Origin of the sequence: Brucella oryzae (assembly GCF_041929965.1) — a bacterium.
Taxonomy (GTDB): domain Bacteria; phylum Pseudomonadota; class Alphaproteobacteria; order Rhizobiales; family Rhizobiaceae; genus Brucella; species Brucella oryzae.
Map to the genome: position 1 here is coordinate 14,146 of NZ_JBHEEO010000017.1, position 13,049 is coordinate 27,194.

Consider the following 13,049-nt stretch of genomic DNA (forward strand, 5'->3'; position numbering starts at 1 on the left):
CTGGTTTTCGCCGTGTTTAATCCTGATAGAATGCGCATGAATTCCAGACAGTTTTTCAAAAGACCACGACTGCTTGCATGTGCGCAGGCTGGCCTCGTTTTGGCTGGCGTGTTCGCCTGCGCGCCGTCGGTTCTTGCACAGGATGCCCTCCAGCAGCAGCGCGATCAGGCGGCAAGCGAATATGAAAAGCTCAATCAGGAACTCACCGTTACCGGTGATGAGCTGAAAAAGCTTGAAGACGAGGTGGCCGGGCTCAAGAAGGATCAGGCCACCATCACCGCAGCGCTGATCCAGTCGGCCAAGACCGACAAGAAGCTGCAGCAGGACATTGCCGATATTGCCGACAAGCTGGTTGCGCTGCGCGAGCAGGAAGACGGCATTCGCTCGTCGCTCAGTGCAAGGCGCGGCGTTCTGGCCGAAGTGCTGGCCGCCTTGCAGCGCATGGGGCTGAACCCGCCTCCCGCCATTCTGGTGCGGCCCGACGATGCGCTTGCATCGGTGCGCAGCGCCGTGCTTCTGGGCGCCGTCGTGCCCGAAATGCGGGAGCAGGTCGAAGAGTTGACCGGCGATCTGAAGGATATGCAGAAGGTGACGGCCTCCATCCGCCAGGAGCAGGAAAAACTCAAAGAAACGCGCACGGTCCAGGCGGAAGAACAGAAACGGCAATCACTTCTTCTTGAGGAAAAGAAGAAATTGCAGTCGCAATCGGAACAGGAAATCGAGACGCAGCGCAAGCGTTCGGAAGAACTGGCGGCCAAGGCAGGCAGCCTGAAAGACCTTATCGACGGGCTCGACAAGCAGATGGCAGGCGTGCGCGACGCAGCCGAGGCCGCCCGCAAGGCGGAAGCCGATCGCCTTGCTGCAGCGAGGGAAAAGGCCGGGGAATCGACGCCGGACGACACGCATCTGCGAGCCCAGATCGATTTTGCTTCGCTGCAGGGCAAGCTTGCCTTGCCTGCGGCTGGCAAGATCATGCGCCGCTTCGGCGAGAAGGACGGCGTCGGCGGCTCCATGATGGGGCAGGTGGTCGAAACCTTGCCTTCTGCCACGATTACGTCACCTTCCGATGGCGTGATACTTTATGCGGGCACTTTCCGTTCTTACGGGCAGCTCTTGATACTCGACGCGGGCAATGGATATCATGTCGTCATGGCTGGCATGGGTCGAATCGACGTATCGCAAGGCCAATTTGTACTTGCGGGAGAGCCGGTCGGCGCAATGGGAGAAAAACTTCTGGCAAGTGTTGCACCGATAGAGGTGGGCAATGGCGCGCCATTGCTTTACATTGAATTTCGAAAGGATGGAAAACCCGTCGATCCCGCCCCTTGGTGGACCGAACGGCTTTCTGGAAGGACGTGAAAATGATACGTAAACTGTCGCTGCTGTTCGCCGGGGCCCTTCTGGGGGCGTCAGCCATGGTGATGGTCCAGGGCGCGCCGGCTTCCACTGCTTTTGCGGCAGGGAAAGATAGCGATGTCTACAAGGAACTGGCTCTTTTCGGCGATATTTTCGAACGGGTGCGCGCGCAATATGTGACGCCGCCGGACGACAAGAAGCTGACCGAAAGCGCGATCAACGGCATGTTGTCCTCGCTCGATCCCCATTCCTCCTATCTCAATCCGGAAGCCGCGCAGGACATGCGCGTGCAGACCAAGGGTGAATTTGGCGGTCTCGGCATCGAAGTGACGATGGACAACGATCTCGTGAAGGTCATTGCGCCGATTGACGATACGCCTGCTTCCAAGGCCGGCGTGCTGGCAGGCGATCTCATCACCAAGATCGACGGCCAGGAGGTTCGCGGGCTGACGCTGACCGATGCGGTCGACAAGATGCGCGGCGAAATCGGTTCGTCTATTGAGCTGACCATCCAGCGCCAGGGCGTCGACAAGCCGATCACGCTGAAGATCGCACGCGCCGTCATCAAGGTGAAGGCCGTTCGCTATCGCGTCGAGAACGATATCGGTTATCTGCGCGTCATCTCGTTCACCGAACAGACCTCGGAAGACCTGAAGAAGGCGATCAAGGATATTCAGGATAAGATTCCTGCCGACAAGCTCAAGGGCTATGTGCTGGATCTTCGCCTCAATCCGGGCGGTCTGCTCGATCAGGCTGTCGCCGTTTCCGATGCCTTCCTCGACAAGGGTGAAGTCGTCTCAACCCGTGGCCGCGATCCGCAGGATGTGACCCGCTTCGATGCGCGCAAGGGCGACCTGACCGACGGCAAGCCGGTTATCGTTTTGATCAATGGCGGTTCAGCCAGCGCTTCGGAAATCGTTGCCGGTGCGCTTCAGGATCACCGCCGCGCCACCGTGCTCGGCACGCAATCCTTCGGCAAGGGCTCGGTGCAGACGATCATTCCGCTTGGCGAAAACGGTTCGCTGCGTCTGACGACGGCGCTTTATTACACGCCGTCGGGCAAGTCGATCCAGGGCAAGGGCATCACGCCTGACATCAAGGTCGATCAGCCTTTGCCGCCGGAACTGAAGGGTGAGGACGTCGTTCGCGGCGAATCCGAACTCAAGGGCCACATCAAGGGCAATGCCGAGGATGATAACGGCTCCGGTTCGTCGGCTTATGTCCCGGCTGATCCGAAAGACGACATCCAGCTCAACGAAGCCTTCAAGCTCCTGCGTGGCGAGGTGGCCAATGCCGCATTCCCGCCGGACCCGAAGAAGGGCGTGTTGAACTGATCGCTCCATGCTGGATCTGAACAGCCCGTTAGGACTGGATAAGAAACCGCAAAAGCGCGGGGGCTCACGCTCCCGCGCTTTTCGTTCGACCCTGACGGGTCTTGCCATTTTGGTCGGGCTTTGCCTGGCCGGTGGTGCGGTGTTCGCCATCTGGCAGAGCAATCAGGCGGCTTTCCGCAAAACAGAAACTGCCGCTGTGGAGCCGACACAAGTTGAAGTGCCGGCGGCCAAGACTGGAATAAAACCGGCAACCGGCAATACGCCGCCGCCCGGCAGCGCATTGCGCGGAACGGGCGGTCAGCCGGGGCCTGCCATCATCAAGGTCACGCCGGACATGCCACCCGGTATGCCAGGTGCCACCACCGGTATGGCGGAAGGCAATGTGGTCGTGGTGCAGAATACGCATCAATCCGGACAGGATAAGCGTGTCGCCCATCTGCCGGAACAGGCGCTGGTCGAGCAAAGCCCCACCGGCCCGCTGCCGGTGCGCGGAGCGGACGGACTGCGCCCGATGGATGCCTATGCAGCGGGATGGTCTGGCGCGCGTGGCGCGCGGATTGCACTCGTCATTGGTGGTCTTGGGCTGTCACAGACCGGCAGCATGGAGGCGGTCGACAAGCTTCCGCCGGAAATCACGCTCGGATTTGCGCCGCAGGGCAATAGTTTGCAGCGCTGGATGCAGGCAGCACGGCAAAACGGTCATGAACTTGTGCTGCAATTGCCGATGGAGCCGTTCGACTATCCGCGCGTCAATCCCGGCCGCAATACGCTGACGGTGGATGACGGGGGCAGCACGAATCAGGCTTCCCTGCTGTGGGCGCTGTCGCGGATGACCAATTATGCCGGTGTGATGAATTATATGGGTGCACGTTTTACATCCGAAACGGAAGCCTTTTCGCCGGTGCTGGGCGAGATCGGCAGGCGCGGCCTTTATTATCTCGATGACGGCACCTCGGCGCGCAGCCAGGCTGACCGGATTGCGGGAAGCGATGCGGTGCCTTTCGCGGCGGCGGATATTCTGATCGATGCAGCGCAGGAGCGCGGCGCGATCCTAGATCGTCTCGATGAACTGGAGCGGACCGCGCGCGCCAATGGCAGCGCCATCGGCACCGGCTCGGCCTTTGCGGTGACCGTCGATGCAGTTTCCGAATGGACCAATGAGGTCAAGAAGCGCGGCATTGAAATCGTGCCGGTTTCGGCGCTGGTCCGCGATCCCGAACGGCAATAAATTTGCATATCATGGAGAATGTCATGTCGAAGCATAAAGGCCCTGTCGATCCTGAAAGCCTGCCTTACCGTCCCTGTGTCGGGCTGATGGTGCTGAACAGGGCCGGTCTGGTCTGGGCTGGCCGTCGTATCGTTATTCCGGGCGACGAGATGGACGGTGCGACCCAGCTCTGGCAGATGCCGCAGGGCGGGATCGACAAGGGCGAGGAGCCGCTTGAGGCAGCTATTCGCGAACTTTACGAGGAAACCGGCATGAAGTCGGTCTCGCTGCTTGAGGAAGCGTCGGACTGGATCAATTACGACCTGCCGCCGCATCTGGTTGGCGTGGCGCTCAAGGGCAAGTATCGCGGCCAGACGCAAAAATGGTTTGCCTATCGTTTCGAGGGTGACGAGAGCGAAATCGCCATCAATCCGCCGCCCGGTGGACACACCGCCGAGTTCGACCGCTGGGAATGGAAGCCGATGGCCGTGCTGCCGGAGCTGATCGTGCCCTTCAAGCGCAAGGTCTATGAGGAAGTCGTCGCAGCTTTCCGGCATCTGGTGGCCTGATTTAACGGGGGAGGCGCCGGCACCCCCTTGTGTCGTCGCCCAACATATAGTCAACTCGCTGCAGGCGCATCGAACGGTTGCGTTTTGAGAGGGAGAAAAACGCATGGATGTTGGAAGTCTTCTCGTATTTCTTTTCGTCGGTCTTATTGCCGGTTGGCTGGCTGGCAAGGTCGTGCAGGGCGGCGGTTTCGGCCTGATCGGCAATATCATTGTCGGCGTGATCGGCGCATTCTTTGCAGGCTGGTTGCTGCCGCGTCTCGGATTTTCCGTTGGCGGAGGGATTGTCGCCTCGATCGTCAACGCCTTTATAGGTGCTGCCATCCTCCTGATTATCCTGCGCATCGTCAAACGCGCCTGAACCGGAATATTTCCGAAAGGCCCGGCGGTCCTGCGCCGGGCCGTTTCCTTTCTCGAAGTTCATTGAAATGACACCGAATTCCAAACTGTCGCTCGGTCTGGTTCTCACCGCATCGGCGGGTTTCGTCGATGCGATTGCCTTCCTGCAACTGGGCGGTTTCTTCGCATCCTTCATGAGCGGCAACACCACGCAGCTTGGCACGGCGCTGGCCGGACAGCCCGGCCCGCAGGGTCTGGTCCTGGTCTGGTTTCCGGCGATCCTGATCGTGCTGTTCTTTTCCGGCGCCTTCTTCGGCACACTGGTTGTGCGCGCTTACGGGCGCTGGGGCAGTCTCTATGTGATGGCGAGCGTGGTGGCGATCCTGCTGCTGGTCGGCGTGCTGCGGCGCGAGGGTGCGCTGTTCATCCAGCCGGTGCTGCTGCTTGCCGCGGCCATGGGCGCGCAGAATGCGGCGGTGCAGCCTATCGGGGCTGCGCGTCTCGGCGTGACCTATGTGACCGGCACGCTCTTCAACGCTGCCGCCGATCTTGCCTGTTCGCTGCGTGGTGAAACGCCGAAATGGCGCTGGATGCAGCATGTGGCGGTCTGGCTGTCCCTGATGCTGGGCGCTGTCGGCGGCGGTCTCGGTCACTCTTTCATCGGCCTCGACGCCTTGTTCGTTCCGGCTGCGATGATCGTCGGCGTCATGGTTGCCTATATGCGGCTCAATTGATTTAGCTGAAAAGCGATTTTTCGCTTTCCACCAGTTCGGAAATCAGCGCCGATATGGCGGTGACGCGCCGCAATGTGCGGGCGGATTCATGATAGGCGAGCCAGTAGGCGCGGCGGATCACCCGATCCGGCAGAATGGGCACGAGATCGGGATCGGCGCGGGCGATGAAGGCGTGCAATATGCCGATACCTGCGCCCGCCCGCACGGCCTCGACCTGTCCAAGCGCGCTCGACACTTCGAAGGCCGGTTTCCAGTCGCGGCTGATTTCCGGCGCATAGGCCAGCGACGGGTTGATGACGAGATCTTCCACATAGCCGATGAGCCGGTGCCGGGCGAGATCGTCGCTGTTTTCCGGCGTGCCGTTTGCCTCCAGATAGCTGCGATGCGCATAGAGACCGAGCGTATAATCGACGAGCCTGCGCGCGATCAGCCTGCCTTGTTCCGGACGTTCGACCGTAATGGCGATATCGGCCTCACGGCGCGACAGCGAAAAGGAGCGCGGCACCGGCACGAGCTGGATGGTGAGGTCGGGATATTTCTGCGTCAGCCGCGCCAGCCGGGGCGCCAGAAAATTGACCCCGAACCCGTCCGGCGCGCCGATGCGCACCGTGCCGGAAACGGCAATATCCGCATTACCGACATGCGAGCGGGCAGAAAGCATTTCGGCTTCCATGCGTTCGGCAGCCAGCAGAAACTCCTCGCCCGCCTGCGTCAGCGTCGATCCGTTGGTGCGGCGTGTCAGAAGCGTGGTGGAGAGCGCCGTTTCAAGCGCCGTCAGCCGCCGGGCCACAGTGGTGTGGTTGAGGCCGAGCCTTTTGGCCGCTCCAAGAATCTGGCCAGAGCGGGCAACAGCGAGAAAAATGCGAATATCGTCCCAGTTCATGATGTTCCCTGCATGAGGATACGCCCTTGTTACTATAAAATCTGCACAACGGATACGCTTTTCAGCGCCTTGCAATCATGAATTTGCAGAGTCAAGATGGCGTCAACGATGGGGGCATATGGCCCCTTAAAGCGATCATCAGGGAGGTTCTTCGATGCGCAATATCGGACATTTTATCGGCGGCAAGCATGTGGCAGGCAAGAGTGGCCGCACGGCGGACGTCTTCCAGCCACTCGACGGCTCGGTGCAGGCCAAGGTGGCGCTCGCCACCAAGGAAGAAGTGCGCGCGGCTGTTGAAAACGCCAAGGCCGCACAGCCGGCCTGGGCCGCGACCAACCCGCAGCGCCGCGTTCGCATCCTGCGCAAGTTCATCGAACTGGTTGAAGCCGAATATGACAGCCTGGCCGAATTGCTGGCCCGCGAACACGGCAAGACCATTGCCGACGCCAAGGGCGACATTCAGCGCGGCCTCGAAGTGGTGGAAGTCTGCCTCGGCGCGGCGCATATGCTGAAAGGTGAGTTCACCGATAATGCCGGTACGGGTATTGACACCTATTCCATGCGCCAGCCGCTTGGCGTTGTTGCCGGCATCACGCCATTCAACTTTCCGGCCATGATCCCGCTCTGGAAGGCCGGTCCGGCGATTGCTTGCGGCAATGCCTTCATCCTGAAGCCGTCCGAACGCGATCCGGGCGTGCCGATGCGCCTTGCCGAACTGTTCATGGAAGCCGGTCTTCCGGCAGGCATTTTCAACGTCGTCAACGGCGACAAGGAATCGGTCGATGCGCTGCTCGACGATCCGGACGTGCAGGCCATCGGCTTTGTCGGCTCCACGCCGATTGCCCAGTACATCTATGGCCGCGGCTGCTCGAACGGCAAGCGCGTACAGTGCTTCGGCGGTGCGAAGAACCATCTTCTCATCATGCCGGATGCCGACATGGACCAGACCGTCGATGCGCTGATCGGCGCGGGCTACGGTTCGGCTGGCGAACGCTGCATGGCGATTTCGGTTGCGGTTCCGGTCGGTGAAGACACCGCCAACCGCCTGATGGAAAAGCTCATCCCGCGCGTCGAGGCGCTGAAGATCGGCACCTCCACCGACAATTCCGCCGATTACGGCCCGCTGGTCACCAAGGCGGCGCTCGACCGCGTACGCGGCTATGTGGATCTCGGGGTCGAAGAAGGCGCGAAGCTGGTCGTCGATGGCCGTAACTTCAAGATGCAGGGCTATGAAGATGGCTTCTACATGGGCGGCTGCCTGTTCGACCATGTGACGCCGGACATGCGCATCTACAAGGAAGAAATCTTCGGTCCGGTTCTCTCGGTCGTGCGCGCCAAGAATTACGAGGAAGCGCTGGCCCTGCCGAACGATCATGAATATGGCAACGGCGTTGCGATCTTCACCCGTGACGGCGATGCGGCCCGCGATTTCGCCAGCCGCGTGCAGGTCGGCATGGTCGGCATTAATGTGCCGATCCCGGTTCCGATCGCCTATTACACCTTCGGCGGCTGGAAGGCTTCCGGCTTCGGCGATCTCAACCAGCACGGCCCGGATGCATTCCGCTTCTATACCAAGACCAAGACAGTCACCTCGCGCTGGCCGTCTGGCGTCAAGGATGGGGCAGAGTTCGTCATCCCGACGATGAAGTAATAGGCAGCCTTACTGTCCCCCAAGCGAACCCCGCCCTTGTGGCGGGGTTTTGTTTCAGGGATGCGGCAGCGGAAATCCGTGCCGCTCCTCAAGGGTGGCCAGTATCTTGTGCGGGTCGCCGATCAGCGAACGCCCTTCATGCATACCGGTCTCGAACGGGGAGCGGTCGCCATCCTTCAATATCAATAGGGGCAGGTTTTGGTTGTCTTCGCCTGCCAGCTCTATGACAGCCTTGCGCGGACGCTGCCAGTCGACGCGCTCAATGTCCAGACTGCTCCCCAGCGTTGGAAACGAAGCCAGAACACCCTCGATGAGCGCGCAATGCCAGCAATAGAAAAGCTGGCCGGGATAAGCCGGATCTTCAAAACCCGGTTTCAAGAGAAAAAGCCTGTCTTGATTCATGCCATTTGTCCCAAGGCTGGAGCGAATTGCAAAAAGGGTAATGCATGGCGCAAAATCGCCAGCTTTGGAACAGCTTTCCAAGCCAAGCGTTCACAACGGATGTATAGCTTGATTTTGATTGCAAAAGCTCAACTTTTCCGATCATCGCCCTAAACTAATAATATGTAGCTCGAAGCCCGATCGTCACTGTCAGGAGTTCCGTTCATGAGCGAAAAGATCAATCGCCGTATCGTGCTGGCATCGCGCCCTGAAGGTCGTCCGACCGCAGAAAATTTCCGGCTGGAGGAAGCGGCGCTCCCGAGCCCCGGCGATGGCGAGGTTCTCTTGAGACTGCACTATCTGTCGCTCGATCCTTATATGCGCGGGCGTATGAGCGCGGCCAAATCCTATGCCGCGCCGGTGGCAATCGGCGACGTGATGGAGGGCGGCACGGTCGGCGAAGTCGTCGAAAGCAGGAGCGCGGGCTTTGCTCCCGGCGACTTCGTGCTTTCCCATTCCGGCTGGCAGGATTATGCGGTTGCCGATGCATCGACCTTGCGCAAGCTCGACCCGGAACAGGCGCCGGTGACGACGGCGCTTGGCGTGCTTGGCATGCCGGGTTTCACTGCCTATTCCGGCCTGCTTACTATAGGCCAGCCGAAACCGGGCGAGACCGTCGTGGTTGCGGCGGCAACCGGTCCGGTCGGTTCTGCCGTCGGGCAGATTGCCCGGATGAAGGGTGCCCGTGCAGTCGGCATTGCGGGCGGAGCGGATAAATGCAAGGCGTTGATCGATGAATTTGGTTTCGATGTGGCGATTGACCACCGCAGCAAGAATTTCGCTCAGGAACTGGCTGCGGCCTGCCCGAAGGGCATTGACGTTTATTTTGAGAATGTCGGCGGCAAGGTCTTCGATGCTGTGTTTCCGCTGCTGAACCAGTTTGCGCGGGTGCCGGTCTGCGGCCTGATCGCGCAGTATAATCAGAGCGGGCCGTTCGACGGGCCTGACCGGCTGCCGCTGGTGATGCGGGATATTCTGTCGAAAAGCCTGACCATTCGCGGCTTTATCCAGCGCGATTTTGCCGATCAGAGGCCAGCCTTTTACCATGACATGGTGAAGTGGATTGCCGACGGTCAGGTGCGTTATCGCGAAGACATTGTCGATGGATTGGAAAATGCGCCGAAAGCTTTCATTTCCCTGCTGGAAGGCGGCAATTTCGGAAAGCTCATCATAAAGCTCGCATAATACCAAAACTCGATGAGTCAAACTCATCGAGTTTTGGTTAAGCCCGTGCGGCGACTGAGCATTTTCAGGGCGTGATGCGTTAGCATCTCAGCGCCCTGGTATAAGACTGCAATATTCTGCTTGCAGAACGGCCTTTTGAGCGTGATGCTGTGCCTGTTTCTTCTGTTGGAAACTAGTGTGGCGAATCCGAAATTCGTATCACTCTGGAGCAGGGTTGCGAACGAATTTCGAATTCAAATCCACCACACTGGGTCATTGCAAAGGGCAGGCAGAGCATGGGCGAGCGCCAGCAGGCGGGCATAGGGGAAGGCGGCGGGCCGGGACGCGAGCGCCAGGAAGAGGCCCGGCGTATTCTCGACAGGCTCGAACGCGAGCAGACCGGTGCCGAAGGCATCGTGCGGCGCGGATTTTCCCGCACTGCGCATCATCTGGCCGCCGCAGACGCTCCCGAAAATGATCCTATCGAGCTTTGGGCCACGCGTATCGGGCGCGGGCTCGGCTTTCTCATCACGCTGGCGATCATCGTCTGGCTTATTTTCTATCTCATGCAAAGCTAGGTACCCAATGACGCTTCCTGCGCCTTCGGATGCGACAACCGTTATTGTCATCTCAAGCCATGTCGTGCGCGGATCGGTCGGCAATAGAGCCGCCGTATTCGCATTGGAAACGCTGGGTTTTCCCGTCTGGGCCGTGCCGACCGTGGTGCTGCCATGGCATCCGGGCCACGGGCCTGCCGGACGCATCGTGCCGCCTGCGGAAGAGTTTTCGCGCCTGATGCAGGATCTTCAGCGTGCGCCGTGGCTTGGCGAGGTGGGCGCCGTCCTGACCGGCTATCTCGGCCATCCAGAGCAGGCGGCAGCCGTTGCCGAACTGGTCAAAGCCGTAAAGGCGAAAAACCCGGAAGCTGTCTATCTGTGCGATCCGGTCATCGGTGACGAAAAGGGGCTTTATGTGCCCGAAGCGACGGCCATGGGCATTCGCGACAGGCTTCTGCCGCTTGCCGATATCGCGACACCCAATCGTTTCGAGCTTTCATGGCTGACCGGCGTGCCGCTGGAAGACAATACGGCGCTCATGGAAGCGGCGCTTGATGCGGGGCCGGCCACCATGCTGGTGACATCGGCCTTTCCGTTGATGAGCGGCAGCATCGGCAATATCCTGCTCACGCCGACCATGGCGCTGATGGCCGAACATCGCCGTGTGGATGGTCCCACCAATGGTCTTGGCGATCTGACTTCTGCCGTGTTTCTCGCGCGCCGCCTGTCCGGCATGGCGGAGGAAAAGATGCTGCAAAGCACCACGGCGGCGGTGTTCGAGATCATGGCGCGTTCGGCAAAGCGCGGGGCGGATGAGCTGATGCTGGAGGCGGATGCGTCGAGCCTCGCTACGCCGATGGCCATGGTGCAGACGCGGCGGCTGATGCATCCGACCAAGGGGCTCCGCGCTTGAGGCTGGAGCGCTGCCGCTCTGGTTATCGCCGTGCGATATATAATGCAAAAATGAGCTGGCTTTCGGAGTTTGCCCGGCGACCGCTCTCTTGAGAAGCCTGCAGGAAAACGAGCGGGATCATGCGTCCAATTGGACGCAGCCCGCGCAATGCATTTCGATTGATCTCGGTTTTCGATAGGGATATTGGAAAAATATGGTTGATCTTCCAGACTCACTTCTCGCCGGTTACCGAACCTTCATGCGCGAGCATTTTACCCACGAAACTTCACGATATCGCCATTTGGCCGACAAGGGACAATCACCGGAAACGCTGGTTATCGCTTGTTGTGATTCGCGTGCAGCTCCCGAAACCATCTTCAACACGGCGCCCGGCGAAATCTTCGTCCTGCGCAATGTTGCCAACCTCATTCCTCCCTATGAACCCGATGGCGAATATCATGCGGCTTCGGCAGCGCTGGAATTTGCGGTTCAGAGCCTCAAGGTGAAGAATATCGTCGTCATGGGCCACGGCCGTTGCGGCGGCATCAAGGCTGCGCTCGACACAGAAAGTGCACCGCTTTCGCCGGGCGACTTCATCGGCAAATGGATGAGCCTCATCGCGCCTGCCGCCGAAGCTATCAGCGGCAATCAGCTCATGACGCAAACCGAGCGCCAGACCGCGCTGGAGCGCATCTCCATCCGCTACTCCATCAACAATCTGCGCACATTTCCTTGCGTGGATATTCTGGAGAAGAAGGGCAAGCTTACCCTGCATGGCGCATGGTTCGATATTTCGACCGGTGAACTGTGGGTGATGGATCATCAGACGGGTGATTTCACGCGGCCTGACCCTGTCTGATCCAGCTTTCAGAAAACGCTTCCTGAAACGGCTCCTCTCTGATCGAAAGGGGTCGTTTGCCACATTTTGGACAACCGAAATCGGCGTTTTTGTCTTCCAAACGCGAAAATTCGCAACAAAACATACAAAAATAGCCCCAAACTTTGGGGCTATTCTGTGATAATTGAGGCTATTTTACGGCAATTTCAACCCTTGATTGTCATTTACCGTCGATAGCCTTGCCCATCACGGCGATGGCGCGCTGGTAGACCTGCGCGGCATTCCAGCCCTGGATCGCGCCGTAGTTGGGTTCACCCGGCTGATAGCCTGCACCGCGCTGCCAGCCATGGCCGACGAGGAAGTTAGCGGTTGAATAGAGCGCATCCGCCTTGGAGCGGGCCATGTCGATATGGCCGCTGCCGTCGCCGTCGACGCCGTATTTCAGAACGTTGACCGGGAGGAACTGCGTCTGACCGATTTCACCATGCATGGCGCCAACCGCATTCGGATTGAGATCCTGACGGTCGATCAGCTGGAGAGCTGCATAGAGCTGGTTGGTGAAATATTCACTGCGGCGGCAATCATAGGCGAGCGTCGCGACAGCCGACAAAGTGTGCTGCTTGCCAAGATAGGCGCCGAAGCCGGTTTCCATACCCCAGATCGCGATCAGCGGGCCGGCTGGAACACCGTAACGCTTTTCGATCGCGGCAAAGAGAGCTGCGTTCTGCTGCTTTTGTGCACGGCCGCGCTTGATGATGGTATCGGCGCCGCGCTTCTGCATGAACTGTTCGAAGGAGAGCTTGAAGCTCTTCTGGTTGCGGTCAGCATTGATGGTTGCCTGCGCGTACTTGGTATTGCCAAGTGCGCTGATCCCGGCCTTGCCGATACCACGTGAAGCGGCTTCCTTCATTGTCTGCTGGAGCCAGGCGTTGTAACCGGCGGCGTTATTGCCGCACTGGGCTGCCTCGGCAATGCCTGTTCCCGTCATTATGCCCATTGCAAGAACTGCTGCTGCCGTCCAAGACCGGCCCTTGGCAACCAATGCCATTCGTTTCTCCTTTGGAGTTGATTCGACCTCAACGCGAAT

General features: G+C 59.6%; 14 protein-coding genes. 11 read left to right on the forward strand and 3 right to left on the reverse strand.

The features are described from left to right. Positions 1 to 36: 36 nt before the first annotated feature. The 6 genes from JNC70_RS16400 (at position 37) to JNC70_RS16425 (ending at position 5,536) form a co-directional block, all read left to right on the forward strand. Positions 37 to 1,359, forward strand: a complete 1,323-nt coding sequence (locus tag JNC70_RS16400) for a murein hydrolase activator EnvC family protein (RefSeq protein ID WP_104757436.1) — start codon at positions 37 to 39, stop codon at positions 1,357 to 1,359. Positions 1,360 to 1,361: 2 nt separating this feature from the next. Next, positions 1,362 to 2,690, forward strand: a complete 1,329-nt coding sequence (locus tag JNC70_RS16405; RefSeq protein ID WP_104757420.1) for a S41 family peptidase — start codon at positions 1,362 to 1,364, stop codon at positions 2,688 to 2,690. Positions 2,691 to 2,697: 7 nt separating this feature from the next. Continuing rightward, positions 2,698 to 3,918, forward strand: a complete 1,221-nt coding sequence (locus JNC70_RS16410) for a divergent polysaccharide deacetylase family protein (RefSeq protein WP_374788724.1) — start codon at positions 2,698 to 2,700, stop codon at positions 3,916 to 3,918. A gap of 23 nt (positions 3,919 to 3,941) precedes the next feature. Next, entirely contained in the window at positions 3,942 to 4,466 is a 525-nt protein-coding gene (locus tag JNC70_RS16415; RefSeq protein ID WP_104757419.1) for an RNA pyrophosphohydrolase, read from the forward strand. A 103-nt stretch (positions 4,467 to 4,569) separates the two neighbouring features. Beyond that, positions 4,570 to 4,824 (forward strand): GlsB/YeaQ/YmgE family stress response membrane protein, encoded by a 255-nt coding sequence (locus JNC70_RS16420; RefSeq protein WP_104757418.1) that lies wholly within the window; start codon positions 4,570 to 4,572, stop codon positions 4,822 to 4,824. A gap of 67 nt (positions 4,825 to 4,891) precedes the next feature. Next, positions 4,892 to 5,536 (forward strand): YoaK family protein, encoded by a 645-nt coding sequence (locus JNC70_RS16425; RefSeq protein WP_104757417.1) that lies wholly within the window; start codon positions 4,892 to 4,894, stop codon positions 5,534 to 5,536. Between the two features lies 1 nt (position 5,537). On the opposite strand, the gene JNC70_RS16430 is transcribed toward JNC70_RS16425, so the two are convergent. Continuing rightward, on the reverse strand, positions 5,538 to 6,419 hold the full coding sequence (locus JNC70_RS16430) for a LysR family transcriptional regulator (RefSeq protein ID WP_104757416.1): 882 nt from the start codon (positions 6,417 to 6,419) through the stop codon (positions 5,538 to 5,540). A 154-nt stretch (positions 6,420 to 6,573) separates the two neighbouring features. Between JNC70_RS16430 and JNC70_RS16435 the strand changes: the two genes are divergently transcribed. Further along, positions 6,574 to 8,070 carry a CoA-acylating methylmalonate-semialdehyde dehydrogenase gene (locus JNC70_RS16435; protein ID WP_104757415.1) on the forward strand — a complete coding sequence of 499 codons (1,497 nt, stop codon included), beginning with the start codon at positions 6,574 to 6,576 and terminating at the stop codon, positions 8,068 to 8,070. 54 nt (positions 8,071 to 8,124) lie between these two features. Here JNC70_RS16435 and JNC70_RS16440 read toward each other — a convergent pair whose 3' ends face one another. Further along, positions 8,125 to 8,472 (reverse strand): DUF3088 domain-containing protein, encoded by a 348-nt coding sequence (locus tag JNC70_RS16440; RefSeq protein WP_104757435.1) that lies wholly within the window; start codon positions 8,470 to 8,472, stop codon positions 8,125 to 8,127. A gap of 204 nt (positions 8,473 to 8,676) precedes the next feature. Here JNC70_RS16440 and curA point away from each other — a divergent pair, with 204 nt between their 5' ends. The 4 genes from curA to JNC70_RS16460 all read left to right on the forward strand — a co-directional run bounded on the left by curA (position 8,677) and on the right by JNC70_RS16460 (position 11,983). After that, positions 8,677 to 9,696 (forward strand): NADPH-dependent curcumin/dihydrocurcumin reductase, encoded by a 1,020-nt coding sequence (gene curA / locus JNC70_RS16445; RefSeq protein WP_104757414.1) that lies wholly within the window; start codon positions 8,677 to 8,679, stop codon positions 9,694 to 9,696. Between the two features lie 275 nt (positions 9,697 to 9,971). Beyond that, complete coding sequence (locus JNC70_RS16450; RefSeq protein ID WP_104757413.1) at positions 9,972 to 10,253, forward strand: hypothetical protein; 282 nt, start codon at positions 9,972 to 9,974, stop codon at positions 10,251 to 10,253. A gap of 7 nt (positions 10,254 to 10,260) precedes the next feature. After that, positions 10,261 to 11,145 carry a pyridoxal kinase PdxY gene (gene pdxY, locus JNC70_RS16455; RefSeq protein WP_104757412.1) on the forward strand — a complete coding sequence of 295 codons (885 nt, stop codon included), beginning with the start codon at positions 10,261 to 10,263 and terminating at the stop codon, positions 11,143 to 11,145. Positions 11,146 to 11,338: 193 nt separating this feature from the next. After that, positions 11,339 to 11,983 (forward strand): carbonic anhydrase, encoded by a 645-nt coding sequence (locus JNC70_RS16460; RefSeq protein WP_104757411.1) that lies wholly within the window; start codon positions 11,339 to 11,341, stop codon positions 11,981 to 11,983. A 199-nt stretch (positions 11,984 to 12,182) separates the two neighbouring features. On the opposite strand, the gene JNC70_RS16465 is transcribed toward JNC70_RS16460, so the two are convergent. After that, complete coding sequence (locus JNC70_RS16465; protein ID WP_104757410.1) at positions 12,183 to 13,010, reverse strand: lytic murein transglycosylase; 828 nt, start codon at positions 13,008 to 13,010, stop codon at positions 12,183 to 12,185. Positions 13,011 to 13,049 lie beyond the last annotated feature (39 nt).